The sequence below is a fragment of the Sorangium sp. So ce176 genome (genome assembly GCF_051519835.1).
In the GTDB taxonomy this organism is placed as follows: domain Bacteria; phylum Myxococcota_A; class Polyangia; order Polyangiales; family Polyangiaceae; genus Sorangium; species Sorangium cellulosum_G.
The window spans coordinates 7,228,701-7,248,058 of sequence record NZ_CP150371.1 but is presented as its reverse complement, the minus strand read 5'-3'; the positions used below and the strand labels follow the sequence as shown (position 1 = coordinate 7,248,058).

The 19,358-nt window shown below is 69.7% G+C and carries 15 protein-coding genes; 8 read left to right on the top strand and 7 right to left on the bottom strand.

Features of this window, described 5'->3' with window-relative positions; translation table 11 throughout:
• From WMF42_RS27070 to WMF42_RS27045, 6 genes are all read left to right on the top strand, one after another.
• Complete coding sequence (locus WMF42_RS27070; RefSeq protein WP_437685665.1) at positions 1-2,790, top strand: hypothetical protein; 2,790 nt, start codon at positions 1-3, stop codon at positions 2,788-2,790.
• A complete protein-coding gene (locus WMF42_RS27065) occupies positions 2,787-4,037 on the top strand; it encodes a PEGA domain-containing protein (RefSeq protein ID WP_061612762.1) in 1,251 nt (416 codons plus the stop codon). The genes WMF42_RS27070 and WMF42_RS27065 overlap by 4 nt, the downstream gene beginning before the upstream one ends.
• 661 nt (positions 4,038-4,698) lie before the next feature.
• Positions 4,699-4,899 carry a hypothetical protein gene (locus tag WMF42_RS27060; protein WP_061612761.1) on the top strand — a complete coding sequence of 67 codons (201 nt, stop codon included), beginning with the start codon at positions 4,699-4,701 and terminating at the stop codon, positions 4,897-4,899.
• A 92-nt stretch (positions 4,900-4,991) separates the two neighbouring features.
• A complete protein-coding gene (locus tag WMF42_RS27055; protein ID WP_155799043.1) occupies positions 4,992-6,542 on the top strand; it encodes a hypothetical protein in 1,551 nt (516 codons plus the stop codon).
• Complete coding sequence (locus WMF42_RS27050; RefSeq protein ID WP_437685663.1) at positions 6,535-7,545, top strand: hypothetical protein; 1,011 nt, start codon at positions 6,535-6,537, stop codon at positions 7,543-7,545. Before WMF42_RS27055 ends, WMF42_RS27050 begins: the two co-directional genes overlap by 8 nt.
• The gene (locus WMF42_RS27045; protein ID WP_061612758.1) at positions 7,532-8,098 is read left to right on the top strand and encodes a peroxiredoxin; all 567 of its coding nucleotides are present in this window, start codon (positions 7,532-7,534) and stop codon (positions 8,096-8,098) included. The genes WMF42_RS27050 and WMF42_RS27045 overlap by 14 nt, the downstream gene beginning before the upstream one ends.
• Positions 8,099-8,117: 19 nt before the next feature.
• On the opposite strand, the gene WMF42_RS27040 is transcribed toward WMF42_RS27045, so the two are convergent.
• Positions 8,118-8,846 (bottom strand): peptidylprolyl isomerase, encoded by a 729-nt coding sequence (locus tag WMF42_RS27040; RefSeq protein WP_437685660.1) that lies wholly within the window; start codon positions 8,844-8,846, stop codon positions 8,118-8,120.
• A gap of 226 nt (positions 8,847-9,072) precedes the next feature.
• Here WMF42_RS27040 and WMF42_RS27035 point away from each other — a divergent pair, with 226 nt between their 5' ends.
• Both WMF42_RS27035 and WMF42_RS27030 read left to right on the top strand, forming a co-directional pair.
• Positions 9,073-9,720, top strand: coding sequence for a hypothetical protein (locus tag WMF42_RS27035; RefSeq protein WP_061612757.1), 648 nt, complete (start codon positions 9,073-9,075; stop codon positions 9,718-9,720).
• 606 nt (positions 9,721-10,326) lie between these two features.
• The gene (locus WMF42_RS27030; protein WP_061612756.1) at positions 10,327-11,397 is read left to right on the top strand and encodes an alpha/beta hydrolase family esterase; all 1,071 of its coding nucleotides are present in this window, start codon (positions 10,327-10,329) and stop codon (positions 11,395-11,397) included.
• Between the two features lie 116 nt (positions 11,398-11,513).
• Here the strand turns inward: WMF42_RS27030 and WMF42_RS27025 are convergent, their stop codons facing one another.
• The 6 genes from WMF42_RS27025 to rph all read right to left on the bottom strand — a co-directional run bounded on the left by WMF42_RS27025 (position 11,514) and on the right by rph (position 19,322).
• Complete coding sequence (locus WMF42_RS27025; RefSeq protein ID WP_437685657.1) at positions 11,514-12,656, bottom strand: hypothetical protein; 1,143 nt, start codon at positions 12,654-12,656, stop codon at positions 11,514-11,516.
• A gap of 191 nt (positions 12,657-12,847) precedes the next feature.
• Positions 12,848-13,966 carry a hypothetical protein gene (locus WMF42_RS27020; RefSeq protein ID WP_437685656.1) on the bottom strand — a complete coding sequence of 373 codons (1,119 nt, stop codon included), beginning with the start codon at positions 13,964-13,966 and terminating at the stop codon, positions 12,848-12,850.
• 59 nt (positions 13,967-14,025) lie between these two features.
• Positions 14,026-14,940 (bottom strand): hypothetical protein, encoded by a 915-nt coding sequence (locus tag WMF42_RS27015; protein ID WP_437685654.1) that lies wholly within the window; start codon positions 14,938-14,940, stop codon positions 14,026-14,028.
• Complete coding sequence (locus WMF42_RS27010) at positions 14,937-15,509, bottom strand: RNA polymerase sigma factor (protein WP_437685652.1); 573 nt, start codon at positions 15,507-15,509, stop codon at positions 14,937-14,939. The genes WMF42_RS27015 and WMF42_RS27010 overlap by 4 nt, the downstream gene beginning before the upstream one ends.
• Before the next feature lie 57 nt (positions 15,510-15,566).
• Entirely contained in the window at positions 15,567-16,634 is a 1,068-nt protein-coding gene (locus tag WMF42_RS27005) for a hypothetical protein (protein ID WP_437685650.1), read from the bottom strand.
• Between the two features lie 69 nt (positions 16,635-16,703).
• Complete coding sequence (rph, locus tag WMF42_RS27000; RefSeq protein WP_437685648.1) at positions 16,704-19,322, bottom strand: rifamycin-inactivating phosphotransferase; 2,619 nt, start codon at positions 19,320-19,322, stop codon at positions 16,704-16,706.
• Between the last annotated feature and the right edge of the window lie 36 nt (positions 19,323-19,358).

Genomic DNA, 19,358 nt, shown 5'->3' with positions numbered 1-19,358 from the left:
ATGCGCGCGCGATCCCGCTCCACGCGACACGCGCGGGCGGCCGCGGGCGCCGCGGCGCTGCTCGGCGCGGCGGCCGGCTCCGCCGGGTGCGAGGAGCTCGGCGAGATCACCCCGGGCCTCTGCGGCAACGGCGTCATCGAGCCGTCGCGCAACGAGGACTGCGACTGCTTCGAGGCCAGCGAGGCGTGCGTCGTCGAGACGAAGAACGCGCAGGGCGCGACCTCGAGCGCCGTGTGCAACCCGCCACGAAGCGAGAACGAGTGCCGCTTCGGGTGCGACGACGCCGGCCAGGGGTGCCCGAGCGGGTGGGGCTGCGGGATCGACCGCGTGTGCCGCGTCTCCACGGGCAAGTTCAAGCCGCTCGGCGCCGCGCTGCCGCTCGGCGCGCAGCGGCTGCTCACGGGCGATCTCGACGGCGACGGCCGCGGCGACCTCGTGGGCGTCGGCTCGACGAGCCTCGAGGCGCTCTACTTCGATGCGAACGGCACCGTGGGGACCCAGGTGTCGATCCCCTCCGCAGGGGACACGCCCGCGCTCGCGCGCCTGACCGACGACGGGACGACGGACATCGCGCTCAGCGTGGGGCCCGGCGTGGCGATCCTGAGCGGCCAGCCGGGTCGCACGTTCGCGCCGGTCCCCGTGCTCGCGTCGGTGTTTCGCCTGGATTCGCTGAGCGGCGCGGAGCCCGGGACGATGACCTTGCGCGGGGCGCGCCTCCTGCCGGTCGGCAGCACACCCGAGGACGGGCAGACGTGGGTCGCCCTGGTCGCCTGGACCGACACGGGCGGCGCGGCGCCGGAGGACGTCATCGTCGTCGTGCAGGGGTCGGAGAGCGGCCGATTGTCGCTCCTCGATCAGCAGCGCGGGCGGCGCGACGTCGCCGGTCCGCTCGTGAGCGCGGACCTCGACGGCGGTGCGCTCCACGAGGTGGTCGTCGCCCTCGCGGGCGACTCGGCCGTGCGCGTCTACTCGCCGGACAGCGGCGCGCACACCGCTGTCGGGCTCCCGGCCGGCGCGCGGATCGCGGGCGCGCCCTTCCTCCGGGACGTGACCGGCGACGGCATCCTCGATCTGCTCGTCGGCGCCACGTGCGCGCAGCGCGACCCGGGCCTGCCCGCGGATGCCGCCTGCTACGAGCTCGACGTCGCGGAGGGCGCGGGCGGCGGCGCGTTCGGGGACATGCAGCCTTTCGGCGATCTCTCGTACCCGGCCGGCGAGGCGGGCTCCGAGCGCTCGCCCGGCCTCGGGGCCCCCGTCGCCATCGGCGATCTCAACGGCGACGAGGTGCTCGACGTCGTGGACCCCGGCGCCGTGAGGCTCGGAAAGGCCCGGACGTCTCCGCCATACCAGGTCGAGTTCGACCGGCTCGCGCCGGCGAACGGCCGGCGCTGGACCAGCGCGGTGATCGCGGACCTGACCGGCAACGGCGTGTCCGACGTGATCACCGGCTCCGCGGACGCGACGGATCTGACGTTCTTCAACGGCGTCCCCGGCGCGCTGCCCTCCGACTTCAAGCTCAACGAGCTCAAGATCCCGACGCTGGGCAACGTCTCGCGCTTCGTCGTGGGCGACTTCGACGGCGATCTCCTGCCGGACCTCTCGTTCGCCGAGAGCGCCGGAAGCTCGCAGTCGAGCGCGGTCCACCCGACGCTCGCCGTCTGCTTCGGCCGGTACATGAAGGCGCCGGAGGCCCCGGTGCGGCTCGGCGCCTTCGAGGGGCTCCTCGATGTCGCGGCGGTGCGGCTGCCCGAGCCGGACGACGCCGTGGACGACGTCAGCGTGCTCTTCTCGCACGGCGGGGACGTCGCGTTCAGCCTCATCGAGGGCAGCAGCTCGCGGTCGTTGCTGCCGCCGCTGCCGCTCGTCCGCGCGGGCGACGTGCGGCAGGCAGGCGAGCTGCGCGCCGTGAAGAGCATCGCCGGCCGCTTCGGGGGCGCTCGGGCGGAGATCGCCTCGCTGACGATCGTGCCTCCGCGCCCTGGCTCCTCCGCGGGCCTGGCCGATCTCTGGCTCCTGCCGGCGGTCGATGCGGGCGCGATCGCCATGGTCGAGGGGGACGAGCGGCGCATCTCGCTCCCCGCGGAGCTCGTCCCCTCGCGGGAGCCCGCGTGGGCGCTGGATGGGGTCGCCGTCGACCTCGACGGCGATGGAGTGGACGAGATCGTCCTCTCGCTGCCGGTGGAGGTCGTGGAGGAGGACGCGGCGGCCGGCTCAGGGGCGCCCGCGCTGGAGGGCGCGGTCGTCCTCGTGCGCCACGGCGCGAGCGGCGCGCTCGGGGTGCCGGAGGCGGCCATCGCGCCAGCGCCTGGCACGCTGTACGGGGGGCTCCGCGCTGGCGACGTGAACGGCGACGAGCGCGCGGACGTCGTGGGCATCGCTTACCGGCTGGAGCCGGGGACGCGCAGGATCGCGGCGAGCCGGCTCGCCGTCTTCTGGAACACGGGCGACGGCGCGCTGGGCGCGCCGGTCGAGCTCGAGCCCATGGACGCCGGTCTGGAGGACCTGGCGAGCGAGGTCACGAGCGCCGACTTCGCCCGCATCGACGAGGGGGCGGGAAGGGCGCTCGTGGTGCTCACGCGCGGCGCGGCCTACGCGCTCGATGCGTGCGGCGATGATGCGGCGGCTTGCCAGGACCTGGGCGGGCACCTGCTCCGCCGCCGCAAGCTGGACGGCATCCCCGGCGGCTCCGCGATCGCGACGTGCGACGTCCTCGGCGACGGGGTCGACGACCTCGGGGTGCTCAGCGACGGCGCGCTCCGCGTCCACGAAGGGGTCCCGATCCGCCGATGAGGACCTCGCTTTGCGTCGTGCTCATGGCCCTCGCGGCGACCGCGCTCGCGCCGCGCGCGGCCTCGGCCGAGGAGGACATCGAGCAGGCGAAGGCCCTCTTCAACGCCGGCGCCCAGGCCTACGCCGCGACGCGGTACCGCGACGCGGTGCAGTCCTTCGAGGCGGCGTACAGCAAGGCGCCGCGCCCTGCTCTGCTCTTCTCGCTCGCTCAGGCCTACCGCCGCCTGTACGTGGTCGAGCAGAGCCCCGAGGCGCTGAGGGCGGCCATCGCGAATTACCGGCGGTACCTGGAGAAGGTCCCGCAGGGCGGGCGCCGCGCGGACGCGACAGAGGCCCTGAGCGAGCTCGGCGTGATCGCTGCGCGCCTCGAGGCGAGCGCTCCGTCGTCGCCCGCCGCGCCGGAGGCGGCGCCGCCCGACGCCAGGCCGAGGACCCGCATCAACGTCACCTCGCCGACCGCGGGGGCCCGCGTGTCCATCGATGGCCGCGCGCCGGTCGAGGTGCCGCTGATGGCCGAGGTCCAGCCGGGCAAGCACCGGATCAAGATCACGGCCGACGGCCACATCGACGAGGAGCGCGAGGTGGTCGCGATCGAGGGGGACGTCCTCGGGATCGACAGGGAGCTGCGCGAGCGGCCGGCGCTCCTCCAGGTGAAGGCCCCCGTCGGCGCGCAGGTCACGCTGGACGGGCGCCTCGTCGGCACGACGCCGCTGCCGCTCCTCCAGGTCGCTCCCGGCAAGCGCTTCTTCGTCGCCACGAAGAACGGCCACATGCCGTTCTCGCGCGAGCTGTCGCTCCGCCGCGGCGAGCGCCGCGTCATCGAGGTGGGCCTCTCGAGCTCCTTCCAGCGGAAGATGTCCTATGGCCTCGTCGCGGTGGGGGTCCTGTCCGCCGCCGTCGGCGTGCTGACGCTGACCTCGAGCCTCGCGGAAGAGGAGAACGCGCGCGAGATCGAGGAGAAGCGCAGGCAGCAGGGGATCTCCGAGGAGGAGATGGGCCAGTACCAAGCTCACCTCGACATGCGCGACGAGCTCGCGAACGCCACAACGGGCCTGTTCGGCACGGCCGCGGCGTTCGCCCTCGGCGGCTTCGTGTTCTACGCCCTCGACACGCCGAACCCCCCGCCGCTGCCCGCGCGCACGGACCCCACCCCGGTGCGCACGGGCGGCCCGATGCTCGAGCTCTCCGCCGCGCCGATCCTCGGGCCGGGGCTCGGCGGAGCGGGGCTCGTCGGCCGGTTCTGGTGACGGCGCCGCAGCGCCCTGGGTGGCCGGGGGCGGCCATCGCGAGCTGCTGGCGGTGAGGATACGCACATTTTCCTGGCGCGGCGCCGTTCGCCCTATTGTGTGCATTTTGCACATGCCGGTGAAGCCTGGCCTGCCACTGGAGACCAGGAGCCCCATGCACACGACGAATCACCTGCTCGAGTCTCTTTGCCACACCACTCGCCCCCGGAGCCGAGGGGTGCTGAACGCCGCGCTGACGGGTGCCGCTCTGGTCGGCCTCGCCGCCCTGGGCCCCGCATGTGGGCAGTCTGCGGAGAGCGGGGATGAGATTCCTGTAGCCAGCTCATCCGTGGATCTCGCCGCCCCTGCTCCGGAGCCGGAGCAGGGCGGGTTCGATTCGATCGATTTCACCGAGTCGTACGCGTTCCACTCGCCGGCTTTGGCGCGCTGGTGCCGCTTCCTCGATGCTCCCTCGCGATGCGCGGACATAGGCCGCCCTGGACGGACATTCGCACGGCCGTGCCGGCAATGCCTCCACCGTGTCCAGAAGCAGGCAGAACGTCTTCGCGGGCGTGCGATTCACATTGACACCGTCGACTGGTTCGCATTCTCTCGAATCAGCCGGGACGGGAGGTGGAAACCCTCATTGATCGTTCCGTCAATCTGAACGGAGGATTCAATCATGGTCGAAACGAAGGCGACGCAGCAGACCGAGCTCGAAATAACGACGCCCGAAGGCCGGGAGCCCATCCTCATGAAGGGCGAGCTCGCGTCGCTGCACGACAATCCGGAGAAGATCCACAAGCTGCTCGATCTGCTCGAGTTGCCGAAAGGTACACAGGTGCGGGTGATCACCCGGGCGGCTTCCGTCATCGTTCGCTGAGCGCTCCGGATGTCGGCGCGACCCGGTGAGGTGTGAGCCCCACCGGGGCGCGGCGAGTGTCAGGTGATGAAAAGACGTCGGGAGGGTGGGTAATGGCCTCATCTGCGCCAGGACGGTTGCGCGAGAGCGTACAGGTCCAGTTCGTCGGCGACAAGGTCCAGATTGCTTACGCATTGTGGCAGGTCGAGCTGCCCGCTGCCTGGGTTCGTTCCAGGCCTCTCTTCTGCGATCTTCTCGAACGCAGGCGGACAGGCGCAGACCTCGTGGCCGATCAAGAGATGGCATCATTGGTGCGTCTGCTTCACGCGCAGGGGTGCTTCGCCCCCCAGCCAAAGGCGGCATACTCGCTGCGCGAGATTCGCTCGTTGTTCGCTCCGGTGCGCTCGACGTGGTATGCGGCGTACTACGCCCACCCTGTGTGGGAGCGTCTCCGCACGGGAGCAGCGAGCCACAATGAGCTACTGGCGTGGCTCATCCACAACTATCACGTCTCCCGTGCCGCAGGCGTCGTCGGCGCGCGCATGGCGGCGATGGGGAGAGACGCGAACCTGCGCGCCTTCTTCGAGAGCGATGCGCTCGACGAGTACTGGCACTGCGACGCGTATTACTTCATCGATACGCCCGCCCTGCGTGTGAGCGCCGACGACGTGAAATCCTACGTGCGACTGCCGTCCTCGCTCGCGTTCGAGGAGCATGCGCTCCAGGTGGCCGAGACTGATCCGCTGGGCCACCTTCTCATCGCCTATTTTCAGGAGTCCAGCATCGCCTTTGAGCGTGACAGCAATGATTTCTACGGGGCCGTCGAGGCAGCGTATGGCATCCCCGGCTTCTTCGACTCGTGGAAGCGGCACATCCGTATCGACGTCGAGCACCGTCACGCCGAGGGACTCGAGCGGCTGTTCGACTCCGACCGCATGGTGGATGCGGAAACAGTCGCTGCCTCGATGCAGAATGCATGGATAGCCTTCTCCTTCCTCTGTAGTAGCCTCAAGGAGATCCGTGGCGAAGAACGGAGCGGGGCCGACGTTCTCCTGCGCCTGCCGATCCGGGGCGGAGCGCTCCACGGCGCGCGCACAGCGCTCGTCCGAAACACGTCGATCGAGCCCAGTCACCAGGCCAGGGTCTTCGCCGATCTCCGGAGCCTCATCGGCTGGTATGGTCAGGCCACGACGGGACCAGCGCGGGCGATCCGCCTGGAAAGTGACGGACCTTACTTGCGCGATGGCCTGGTTCGTAGCGCGTTCCGCGCCCTTGGGTTCGCTCGAGATCACGACCAGATCATCGCCTGTGGGCGCCTGGCTAGCCTGCTCTCGAGGGACGCGCCGAGGCCTGTCGCACCGCCAGGGCCCTTCAGTGTAGCCGTCGTGAATCACCTGCTTGAAGCGGCATGTGACCCGGTCACCTGGGCGATCCTCGCGGAGGTCTTGATTCGCCGTATGGAGGCGCTCGGTCCGGCGGACCCGTGCTGGCCCGCGAGGTTGAGGCAAGAGCGTACGTCACACATCGACAAGTTACTGGATGCGACCACGCTCACGCCCGACGAGAGTGACCGCTGGCTGACGAAGGTGCTGCTGTTCGACGATCTCATCACGCGATGGTCGGAGGAGAGCGAGGGCGTCCCGCAGAACGTCCTCGGTGACTGATGTCGAGGTGATCATGTCGGAGTTCTCCCTTTCGGGTAACTACCGCGTACAGAGCCGTCGTGAGGCCGAACCGTCAAAGCTGATAGGCGACTGGTTCCCCGCGGTTGAAGGGCTCCTCGACGCGGACACCGTGAATCACGCGCTCCGGGCGCATCCGTTCTGGTCCCGGACCACCAACGTGGAGCTCCGCCCCGCGCTCGTGACGGGACGCAGCGGGAAGTTCGCGACCGAGCCCGACATCTTGTACAAGAGGGATTTTTTTCTGCCCGATCCTGGCACGATGTCGATGCCAGTGGATATCGTAGATGTACGAAAATCAAGGAAAAACTGGGCGGCCCGTGCTGCATGCACAAGAAATCTACTCGCAGACGGGACCTACGAGCGTCTCACCGAACGGTTGGATGACCTGGACGTGGTGATCGCGAACGAGTACTACTTGCATGAAGCCGGACATTTCCTGGGCTACGATGTCCTGACCAAGTACCAGGACGGCTACTTCGCACCGGGTGGGAAGACCGCATGGCCACTCGTCTACCTGGAGGAGCTGCGCGCGGATCTGCAAGCCTTTGGCTTTGGCGCTCGTCTCCTCCCCGCCGCGCAGGCGGCACGGATCCTGCTGTATAATGTCTCCCTCCGCTTCGGAGTCCACCGCGAAGGGATTGCGACCCGCGGAGTTGCCCCTTACGGCATCGTTCCTTTCCTTCTGTTCTGCATTTTGCGAGAGCTCAGATTCGTCTCTGTAGCCCTGATGAACGACCGGTGGGTGATCCGCCTCGCAAATCTCGACGAATTCGCGATTGTTCGTGTGATGCGAGCATGCGCCGAGCACGCCGAGTCCGAGCTGACCATCCCGGAATTGGCCACGACTGACGTGATCGAGCGGGCGCTCACAGCCGCGAAATATGTTCGACGTCGACTCGCTGACACGGACGCAATCGACGACTATGCTCGGGTGATGGAGTCGCCGTCCACTTCGGAGTTAACGGAACATGAGCAATCCTAGTGTAGCCAATCCCTACGAATTTCCGCCTGGTCTTCCCGTCCCGGAAGACGATGGTGCGTGCAGCCACCTGTCGGGCATGGCCGCTCCGGACGTCCGTCTGCGCGGGGTCGACGGCAAGGAATGGAATCTGGGCGAGCTGCTCCGTGACAAGGTCCTGGTCTACGTCTATCCCGCCACCGGCGTGCCGGGTACGGATCCAATCCCCGGGTGGGACGACATCCCCGGGGCGCCCGGGTGCACCGTGCAATCGCTGGGCTATCGCGATCACTACGCCGAGTTTCGCGCAGCAGGCGTGGAGGTGATCGGGATCAGCGCGCAGGCCACGACCGAGCAGCAGGAGTTCGCCCAGCGTACCCAGATTCCCTATCTACTGCTGAGCGACCCCACGTTCAAGCTGCGCGATACCCTGCGCCTGCCGACCTTCACCGCCCACGGGAGAACGTTCTACAGGCGGCTGGCGCTGCTCTTCGAGCGAGGCGTGATCCGCCGCGTGTTCTACCCCATCTTTCCCCCGAACGAGAACGCCGCCGAGGTGCTCGCCGCGTTGACCTGAGCAGAACGCACGGCGCCCTTCACGGCGCGCAGCGGGTGATCGTCACCTTGTTCAGGCCCAGCTCCACGCGCGGTTTGTCGTCCGCATCGGTCTCGACGTGCGTCATCTCGGTGACCACCTCGACCGGCGCGCACTGGCCGAAGATCGTGTACGCGCCGTCCAGCCAGTCCGCCACCACCTCCGTGACGTAGAACTGGCTCCCGTTCGTGTCCGCCCCGGCATTGGCATAGGCGAGCGTCCCCTCGTGATGCTTCAGCGCGGAGATCTCGTCGGCGAACTCGTACCCTGGCCAGCCCTCGCCCGTGGCGAGCGGATCGCCGCCCTGCGCCATGAACTCCGGGATCACCCGGTGGAAGCTCAGCCCGTCGTAGAACCGCCGCTTCACCCAGCTTCCGGTCGCCGGGTCCAGCCAGGGCCGGCGCCCGCGCGCGAGCCCGACGAAGTTGGCGACCGCGTTCGGAGCCTGGTCCGGGAAGAGCTCGCAGGTGAGCGCGCCCTTGTCTGTCTCGATGATCGCGCGCAGCGGCCCCGGGCCCTCCGGGAGCTCGGCCAGGGCCTCGTCCAGCGTGAACACCCCGGCCTCTGGATCGGTATCGCCGGCGAGCACCTCCTCGGCCGCGAGCTCGCGCCCGCCGGGACGACGGAACGCGACCGCCCCGCCGCTCGGGTCGACTCGCCGCGGGAGCCTCGCCGCTCGCCAGCGCCAGCGCCAGCGGGCTCTGCTTGTCGTGGGCCATGTCGGATTCACGCGGCGCCCCCGTTGCTTCTGCTGGACCGGGCGCGATGCGTCCTGGCGCTGCAGGCGCGAGGTTCTCCATGTCAACCCGCGCGCGCAGCGTGGTCGTAAGGTGGCGCGGTCCCCACGAGGAGCTTGATTTTCCGATCGTGTTTGGATTTCCTGCCCTCCACGTTGGACCCAACAAAGCGCTGGGACCAGGCGAACAAGTTCAAGAGATAGGCCCACGGAAAGTCGCATGGCGAGAGACTTCTTCACGTACTTCTGTGCAAATGACAGCTCACGGCTCGATCTCTATCGCCGTCTGAAGGCGCACCTCGCCGCGGGCGGAATGCGGTTCTCGGGTGAATGCATGCGGCTGGAATGGAACGATGAGGCCAACCAGTACGTCCTTTCCTACGACGGGCGCACGCATGAAGAAGCCCACGATGCGCTGGTGAGCACGGCGTCCTGGCCGGGGGTTGTCCTGGAGTACGACGCGCCGCTCGGGGATCGCTCGGTGTACTTCTGGAATGACGAGATCGTCGGCGGGCAGACCTTCGGTTTCGCAGATCCCTCCGGGCACTTCTATCGCCAGTCAGAAGACGAGGAGAGCCGGCTGCGTTTTGCTCGCTTCATCGTCGACCTGGCCGAATGCCTGTGCTCACCGTTCGCCTTCACCGCCTCCAGCTTGCCCCGCAGAACCGCGACAAGCGGTTCGCTGATCGAGCTGCTGCGGAGGTCGCCGGATGACGACGAGACTGCGCGCCCCGCCTTCGTTGTTGTGCACGAAAGGATGGAGCTGGGAAATGAAGCGGAAGACGTGCTGGCCCAGCGCTACCACCGGGCTAGCCTGGGAGACTATCGGGTGTTCACGGATCGACGCGTGAAGTCAGGATCCGTCTGATCGGGCACCCGCACGCCCTCAGGACGTCGTAGCGCGCCGCGGAGCCGAGCCGGGCGTGCCAGTTCGTCCTCGAGATGCCGCTCTCGTCGGACAACGTGTAGTAGGCGTTGACGCCGACCACGAGCTGCTGGGACGCGCCGGTGCCGTAGAGGGGCTCGCCGGAGTCGCCGGGGGAGCTCGGGTGCGAACAGGCTTTAAAATTACCGTTGACGAAGAGGAACGTCCGCGCCCGGCTCCCTCTGGCTCCTTGAATGGTGGCGAGCCCGGCGGCCCTTCAGAAGTTCGTCCGTAGCCCGCTGATTTTTCCTTCGCGTGCGGAACCCGGCCGCGGGGATGACCTGTAGAGGAGCGCCGGAGCGGGCCTCACGTCCCGACCCGGAGCGCCTCGCTTGACGCGGTGCTCCGGGGGGGCCGCCCCGGACCTGTCCTCCCTCCGGCTCGGCGATACCCGCGGTCCCGCCGACAGGAGTTGACATCGAAAATGTGAACGTTCACGATGCGGGCCTCACCGCGGTCGCGGCGAGCGGAGATCCAGCGACGATGGCCACGTCGAGACCGGATCGTCCGGCCAACAAGCAGCCTGCTCGGCATCGCCTGGGGATTCAGATGATCAACCAATCCACGTTCGCTCGAACCACATTTTTCGCGGCGCTGGTCGGCTCCTTCGCTCTCGCGGGTTGCAGTGATGACGGTGATCCCGGCACGGGCGCGTCGGGCAACGACCCTTCCGCTGCAACGAGCAGCGCGGTCGTCTCCGGCAGCGGCGGTAGCACCACGACCGGCGGCAGCACCACGACCGGCGACGGCGGCGCGTCCGCGGGGGGAACGGGCGGTGAGGGAGGGATGACCGGGAGCGGTGGTTCGCCGGGAACCGGTGGCTCGGGCGGATCGATGGACGGCAAGGTCGCCCCGCGGCCGAGCGCGGGTTGCAACAAGGCCAACCCGCAGACGGGCAGCTCGCAGAGCCCGCTCACCGTATCGGGTCACCAGTACTACGTGAAGCTGCCGACCAATTACGACGCCAGCAAGCCGTATCCAGTGATGATCATGTTCAACCCGACGGGCAACCCGATCAGCTGGGCAGAGCAGAACGCGGGCTTCGAGGTGACCGGGCCCAAGGAGGCCTGGATCCGCGTCTACCCTCACCCGGCCAACTCCGGCTCGGGCTGGGGGGCGAACGACGTCTCGTTCTTTGAGCCGTTCTACGAGCAGATCACGGGCAACTTCTGCATCGACGAGGCGCGCGTGTTCGCGGCGGGCGAGAGCTCGGGCGGCGACTTCTCGAGCATCCTCGGCTGCGAGCACGCGGACAAGCTGCGCGCGGTGGGCCCGTGCGCCACCAAGAACGTATCCCAGTATCCGCTCAACGCCGGCACCCGAAAGTGTACCGGACAGGTCACGGCGGTCGTCATCCACGGAAAGCGCGACTCGGTTGTCGGGACGGAGAACGGCCCGAAGACGCGCGACTTCTATACCTCGCTGAACCACTGCGAGGCGACCACGACGCCGGTCGAGGGATACACGGACGACCTCTCGAACTGCGTCATGTACCAGGGCTGTGACGAGGACCATCCGGTCTACTGGTGCCTGCACGGCGACCCGAACTACAGCAACACGAACCACGGCTGGCCCGCGTTCGCGCCCAAGTTCCTCTGGAACCTGTTCTCGACCTACTGAGGATCCTGGGCGAGCTGAACGTGAAGCTCGAGCCCGGGCTGCGCGCTCGCCGCCCGCCCGAGCTCGAGCTTCGCCGCGGCTCAGGGCGAGGCGAAGGCGCGCGACGAGCGCGCAGGCTACGGACGGTCGAAGAAGTCGAAGACGTCGGGCAGCACGAGCGGGACCATCCCTGCATGGTCCGCGACGACTTCCTTGTACGTGATCGGGTAGCCACCAGCCATCATCCAGTCGCGCAGCTCCCGGCTGCCCGTCAGCGAAGGCGTGCCGACGGTCCCTTCCGTCACGAAGATGGGCATGTCGCGCAGCCGGTCCCAAGGGTAGCCCGACTCCTGGACGAAGGGCCCGGACATGGGCGCCAGCGCCTTCCAGTAGTCGGAGTATTTGGCGCCGATGTACCAGGTGCCGCCGCTCCCCATCGAGTGTCCGGTGAGGAACATCGCGCTGCGATCGATCGGGTACTCGTTCAGCACCAGCTCCAGGACGTTGATGACGTCCTTCTCGCTGAGCTCCTGTTCCCGCAGGCGCTCGGGCGTGCGCATGGCCAGGAACTTCTCCGCCTCCTCGGGCTGCCCGAACACGGCCGGCAGCCGCAGGAAGTTGCCGTACGCGCCGTTGTAGCCGAGCGGCGAGACCAGCAGCACGCCGTGCTGGTCGGCCAGCTTCACCATCTGCTGCTCGTTCTGATCGAGGTACGAGCTCTCGTCGTTCCCGGCGCCGTGCAAGAACATCACGAGGGGCAGCTCCGACGTGCCGTCCCAGCGATCCGGGACGCAGACGCGGTAAGGAACGTCGGCGCCGGCGGCTGGAAAGCGGTAGGTCCTGCGCTGGTCACCCCTGGCGCGCCACTGCGGCGAGCCGGGATCGGCGGCGGACATGGCGAGCGCTCGCGCCTCGAGCACCGCATCGCGCGGAGCGAGCTCGGTCCCGAACGAGATGGTCACCGGCTCGAATTCGTCCTGGCCGCCCGCCCCCGTCGAGCCCCCAGCGCCGCCGTCGCCGCCGTCGCCGCCGTCGCCGCCGGCCGCCGTCGTTCCGCCGCTGGGCGCCCCGCCGCCCACGCCGGCGCCTCCTTGACCTCCCGCGCTGGCCGAGGCGCCTCCCGTGGACGCGCCGCCAGGGTCGCCGCCCGCCGCGCTGGCGCCGCCGCCACCCTGACCGGTCGAGGCGGCGCCGCCGCCGGCGTCATCGCTTCCGCAAGCGGCGAGCGACAGCGCGCAGCCGATGCAGGCCAGTGCCGAAAGGAATCGATGGTTCTTCATTCTCACTCCTGGCGACGCGAGCAACCCGTTCCGGGCGCGCCGCTGGGTGATCCTATATCCCGGAGGCCTCTCGGCGCGCAAACTCGATGTTTATTCAGGCGTGTGTAGAAAGAGCGCGCTGACACGCTCGACGGGGGCATCACGCGCCCTTCAAACCCGCCGCCTCCGGCGTGGGCCCCCTTGCGCCGGGCCTACGGCTGCTCTTCGAGATAGTGGGTCTTCTTCTCGTGGAGCTCCGAGAGGCTCTTGAGGCGGAGGATCGTCGTGTCGAGCGGATCGAGCGTCACGGCGTAGGGATAGACGGTGAGCTGGCTCGCGCTCCGTCCCAGGTTGGCGAAGCATTCGTCGGCGGTGCAGTTGCACACGTTGTAGTTGGGCAAGGCGCAGAGCTCGAGGCGACCGCAATCCACCAGCTTCTCTTCGTCCAGGGAGCGGCCCGCGTAGCAGCCCGCCGGCGCCTCGCAGACCGACCCGCTGGTGATGAAGCTGTAGCCCCCCTCGTCGACCATGCAGGCATAGCAGTGGCGTGAGTACGGCGAGGAGACGGGCGTCTGCGCTGCGCACCAGCCCTCCCACACTTCCATGATCCAGATGTGAAACGACATCTCGCTGCCGTGACCGCTCTCGGCGACGACGGAGTACTTGAAACCAGGGTGAATCTTCAGGTGTTCGAGCCCGAAGATGTCATGGGCGTCGTTCGCCTCCCTGTTCGTGAGGTAGACCTCGTCAGGGTCGGTGATGGGAGGAAGGTCCGTCGGTTCCCCGAAGAGGAGCGTGCCCTGGCCGTTCGCGTCGAGCACGAGCTCGACGCGCTCGGGGCCGCTGCCTGTCACCCAGGTCCCCGCGAGCGGCGTGACGGCGAGCTCCGCGCCCAGGCGGGCCGCGTCGTGCTCGGCCTTCAGCGTCGTCCCGATCTCCTGACACTGCTCTTCGGACGGCGGCTCTCGCCCCGGGTCGGTATCCAGGCTGTCCTGGCAAACGTCGGGCGGGTTCATCTCTGTCCCGCCCGTGCCTGTCGCGGTGGTGCCCCCGCCGACCCCCACGGCGCTGGTGCCCGGCGGGGAGCCGCCCGTGCCGGTCGCTGTGGTGCCCGGCGGGGAGCCGCCCGTGCCGGTCGCTGTGGTGCCCGGCGGGGAGCCGCCCGTGCCCGTCGCTGTATCGGGACCACCGCCCTCGCCGGACCCGTCGCCGATCTGGAGCTCCATCCCGCAGCCGCCGAGGAGCGGCGAGGTCGCCGCAAGCGAGGCGAGAAGGAAGAGGTTCGCGGCGCGCCGCGGGAGCGAGGCGCGCGAGGAGAAGCGATTCGACATGGGTCATCTCCATCGAAAGGACCGCATCGTGCGGTCACCGGGTACGTGGAGAGATCGGCTCAATCTTTTGGAGAGGGCTCCTCGAGGCCGAGCGATTCGAGCCTGCCGCGGTACGCGGAGCCGGGGAACCGCTCGAGCAGGCTCGCGGCGCGGGCGCGCGCCTCGGCCGCGCGGCCGAGGGCGAGCAGGGCGCGGATGGCGATGATCTCGCGCTCTTGACCGAGCGCGCCGGCGGGGAAGCGCCGCGCGTGCTCGACCGTGAGCGCGAGGGCCGAACCAGCGTCGGCGGCGAGCGCGTCCTGCGCGCGATGGAGCAGCTCGACCTCGGTCTCCGCCTCGTCGGCGGCGCCGGCGGAAGGAGGGCTCGCGCTCGGGGGAGCCCCGCCGCCCGGCGCGCCCGGCGAGGGGATCGCCGCCTCCCGGGCGCGCGGCGCGGCGGTGCGCGCGTACGCGAGGCGCTCGTCGCGCGGCGCTGTCGCGCTCGAGGGCTCACGCGCCGCGCCGCGACCGGCCTCCGACCCGGCGTGTCCGGCGCCGTCGAGGCCGGGCTCCGCGGCCGGCGGGGGGGTGGGCGCGGGCGCGGCGACGCTCGGCCCAGCGGCGCTCGCGATGGCGCCGGGCCGAGCGTCGCGCGGCGTCGTGGCGGCGTCGCGCCACCACACGCCGCCCACGACGCCGAGGCCGAGGAGCGCGCCGAGGAGCGCGCTGGAGGCCACGGAAGGCCCCGCGGCGGCCGCGGCGAGGTGCACGGGCGCGGGCGGAGGCGACGGGGGCAGGGAAGCGACCTGGGGCGCCCCGGCCGGCGGCGAGGCGCCCGGGGGCGGGAGCGGCCCGAGCGGGAGGCGCGCGGCGAGGCGGGCGAGGTCGGAGGGCCCGGGGAGCTCGCGCTGACCCGCGCGCAGGACGGCGCGCACGGCGTCGGTCGTGTCCGAGGACGCATCGAAGAGCCGCGGCGGATCCTTCGGTCGGCTCAAGGCATCCTCCTCGCGGCCGTGGCGCGCCGCAGGGCGGCCTCGACCACCCGGCGCGCCGCGTAGAGCCGCGTGTACGCCGTCTGGAGCGGGCAGCCCACCGCCTCGGCGACCTCCGTCATCGGCAGCTCCTCCAGCTCGAAGAGCACGAACACCGCGCGCTTGTCGTCGTCGAGCGTCTGGACGCACGCGTCGAGGAGCGCGCGCGCCTGCTGGTCCTCGAGCGCCCCGTGCTGGTCTTCGGGCGCTACCTGGTCGGGCAGCTCGGCGTGCGTGGACTCGCGGCGCCGGTGGGCGCGCTTGCGGTAGTCGGCCGCGACCCGGATGCAGATGCCGTAGATCCAGGTCTGGACCGAGGATCGCCCCTCGAAGCCCGCGAGGCGTCGGTGGACGATCATGAAGACCTCCTGGCAGACGTCCTCCGCGTCGGCTTCATGGACGCCGAGCCGCCGCAGCGCGCGCCAGACGAACGGCGCGTGATCGAAGAAGACCTGCTCGAAGGACGGGACCGGGTCCCCCGGCGCGGAGATCGCGCGCGGCCGGCCTTCGCGCGCGGTGGCGAGCAGGGACATGCGCTGGGGTGAGTGGACGCGCGGCGGGCGCGTTTTGAACGAATCGACGCGGCCCGGTCACGGCAGCTCGAGGCCGAGGCCGAGGTCGAGGATCGTCGATACAGGCGACGCCTGGAAGACATCGTGCCGCGCCCCCGCCGCGTCGGTGTAAAAATACACGTCCCGCGCTGTCGGCACAGCGATCCCGAGCCCGACGGCCCCGAACAGCGGCCCAACGAAGCGCCGCCGCACGCGCGTATCGAGGCTCAGATCGAGCACGAGCCGCTCGTGGCGGAACCTGCTCGGCACCGCGGGCCCCTCGACGCGCAGCGATCCGAGCATCACGCCGACGCAGCCCGAGAGCGCCGTCCCGCCGCGCGCGATCTCGATGGGGCACACGGACAGCCTCCCGTAGGCGAGCGAGAACGCCGGTGATCCGGGCGCCTCGCGGACGTCCGGGCTCGCCCACAGCACGCCGCCCAGCTCGAAGCCCGGCCCGCGCGGCGGCGTCGCGTGCGCGCGCACCCCGACCCCGACGCTCGCGGGCCCGGGCATGAGCCCGAGCCCGCCCACCGCCTCCACGGCGCCTCCGACCCGCCAGGAGGCGCTCGGCGGCGCTGGAGCCGGCGGGCACGCCGGAAGCGCGGGAGCCGCGTTCGCGGCAGGGGGCAGCGGGGCGGGCCGCATCGCCGCGACAGCGCCCGGCGCTCCCCCGCCGGCGCTCGCGGCCGGGCTGCCCGCGGCGCGGGGGAGCAGGAGCGAGGCGTCGGGGTCGACGAGCAGCGCGATAACGAGCTCGAGCCGATCGTCGATCGCCCGACAGTCGGCCTGGTCGGCCTCGAGCTCCCGCGACCCGATCGCCGTCCCGCCCGCGCCGAACACGCGGATCGTCGCCCGCCAGACGCCTGTCTCTTGCGAGCGCTCGATCCGCCCCTCGATGGCCACGTCGCCGAGGGTGGGCGGCACGAACGCGACCCGCCCGAGCCGCCGCTCGACGGCGAGCGCGAGCGTCCGCGCGTCAACGCACGCTTCGGCCCCGGGCATCCGCACCCACGCGAGCGACGAGGTGCGCGGTCCCGCATCGGCAGGACGATCGAAGGTGCCCAGCGCGGCCCCGACGAGGAGCGCGAGCGCCGCGGATCTCATGCGGCAGCTTATCCAGACGATCGTCGAGGCCGTCAAGGCACGACGCGCTGTCTCCTCGCGGGCGCTGCCTCATGTCAGCAGCTCGACATACCCGTCCGTTCCATGCACGCGGATGCGTTGCCCATCGCGGATCAACCTGGTCGCGTTGTCCACGCCGACGACGGCCGGCAAGCCGTATTCCCGGGCGATCACCGCGCCATGGGTCATCAGGCCCCCCACCTCGGTCACCAGGCCCTTGATGGAAACGAACAAGGGTGTCCAGCTCGGGTCGGTGAAGGTGGTGACCAGGATGTCCCCCGGCTCCAGATCCGCATCGGCCATGTCCAGGAGGACCCGGGCTCGCCCCTCGACGACGCCGGAGGAGACCGCCAGGCCGACGATGGCTCCGGCGGGGAGATCGGCTCGTTTGTACGCGCCCGCCACGATCTCCCCATCGGACGTGATGACGCGCGGTGGCGTCAGCTTCTTGTTGAGCTCGTGTTCGGCCCTCCGCTGGCTGAGGACCTGATCGTCGATCCGATGGGTGCGCACGACCTCGCGGAGCTCGTCGAACGTGAGGTAGTCGATGTCCTCGACGTCGCGGATCACGCTGGCCTGCACGAGCCGCTCGGCTTCTCGCAGCAAGGCCTGCTTGTAGACGAAGTAGCGATTGACGATGGCGTACTTCGGATACTCGCGGTAGCCGATGAAGCTCCGGAGCCGGTCGATCATCCGCCGGGCCTCGCTGGCCTTCTGCTCCCCGTCCGGAAGCTGCCTCAACCGGTCGAGCAACGCTCGCGCTTGCTGCGAGGCCTCCTGCCGCCCCTGCTCGAACCTCCGCTCGCCGGCATGAGGCTCGAAGTTCTTGATGTTGCTCAGGATCAAGGGGACCAGGGTCGTCGGCTTCTCGCTCCAGCGGGCCCTCGTGATGTCGATTTCCCCGGCACATCGCATGCCGTATCTGTGGAGGTAAGCCCGGATGGCGTCCCGGGCCTGCTGCCCGCCGTCGAGCGCGACCAGCTCGTCCAGGAAGCCGTCGTGCTTCACGTTCTGCAGATAAGCGACAACGTCCGGGTAAGGGCGGATCGCGTCGGCGACATCCAGCAACGCCAGGCCCATCTCCGACGTGATGTTGTTCGACACGGACTGGGAGAGCGTATCCGCGACGTTCTTCTCGCCGAGCCACGCCATCATCTTCTCGTTGAGCCACCATGAAGCGTTCATGCCCGCCATGATCGCGCCCATGCTCCGTGGATCGAACAGGGACTTCTTCAACTGCTGGATGTCCTCCAGGAGGAAGTCGAACAGCGCCGTCCCGGTCCTGGCTTGGATGCCGCGCTTCAGCTCCTCGAGCGCGGCCTGGCTGCGCTCGATCAACCCCGTGACGATCGCCGGGTCGTCTTCGACCTGCGCGTCGAAGTGCGCGGACGCCGACCCTTGCTTGCCCTGGCCGGGACGCGCGGCCGCCGGATCTACGGGCAACGGCTCGATGAAGTCTCCCCGCTCGATGAGGGTCACGAGGGCGTCCTTGATGAGCGGATCGGATCGCCCCGCCAGATCCAGGAAGGCGTCCCGGCTGGCCGGTGAGGCGAGCTGCTTCGTTGCATCGACGAACAACCTCCCGCCCGCCGCGAGCATGCGTCCAGCGGCGGTCAACTGGAACAAGGAGAGCCCGAGGGGCTTCATGGGGTCGGTCATCATCTGTTGATGGCCGACGGAGAGGAAGACGTGGTTGCCCTGATCGCCCGCATCAGGGATGGGATACAAGGTCGTGATGGGCCGGCTCTGGACGATGGAGAACGCCTCGTCGACGAGGCACCATTCGATGTCCTGGGGGTGGCCGAAATGCCCTTCGATCCGCCGGCCCAGGCGCTCGAGACGCACGATCTGCTCGTCCGTCAGCGCGGGCCGGCTCTGCCGCTCGGGCGCGATCGCCCGTTCCTCCGTGCCGCCCCCCTCCACGGCCCAGGTGGCCAGCTTCTTGGTGGCGACAGTCTTCTCGATGACATGGCCGTTCCGCACCTTGTAGCGATCGGCGCTCGCCAGGCCGGAGACCAGGGCCTCGCCGAGGCCGAAGCCCGCCTCGATGGATGACACCTTCCGGTTCGAGGTGACGGGATCGGCCGTGAACAAGATCCCGGCCGCCTGCGGGACGACCAGCTTCTGCACCACAACGGCCATGTGGACCTTGCGGTGGTCGAAGCCGTGCTGGATCCGGTAGCTCACCGCCCGCTCGGTGAAGAGCGATGCCCAGCACCGGCGGATGTGCTCCAGGATCGCCGGCGTCCCGATGACGTTCAGGTACGTGTCCTGCTGGCCCGCGAAGGAGGCCCCCGGCAGATCCTCCGCCGTGGCGCTGGACCGGACGGCGTAGGCGGCTTGCTCGCCGAGCTCGACAAGGGAGCGGGTGATCGCGTCCTGCACGTCTGCGGGGATGGCTGTCCCTTCGATGATCGTGCGGATCTCGGCGCTCCGCTCCCGGATCGCATCGCGGTCTTCGGCCCTGAGACGCGACAGCCGGTCGAGCAGCTCGCCGAGCGACGGCGCGCCTTCCATGACCCGCTCGAACGCTCCGGTCGACACGCAAAAGCCGGCCGGCACGCGGATCCCTTCCAGCCTGGCAAGCTCCCCCAGGCTCGCGCCCTTCCCTCCGACATCGCGGATCCGGGTCCGGTCGGCCTCCTGGAAACCAAGCACGTAAGCCCGCATCGGTGCACCTCCCTCGTCGAAGGGCGCCACGATAAC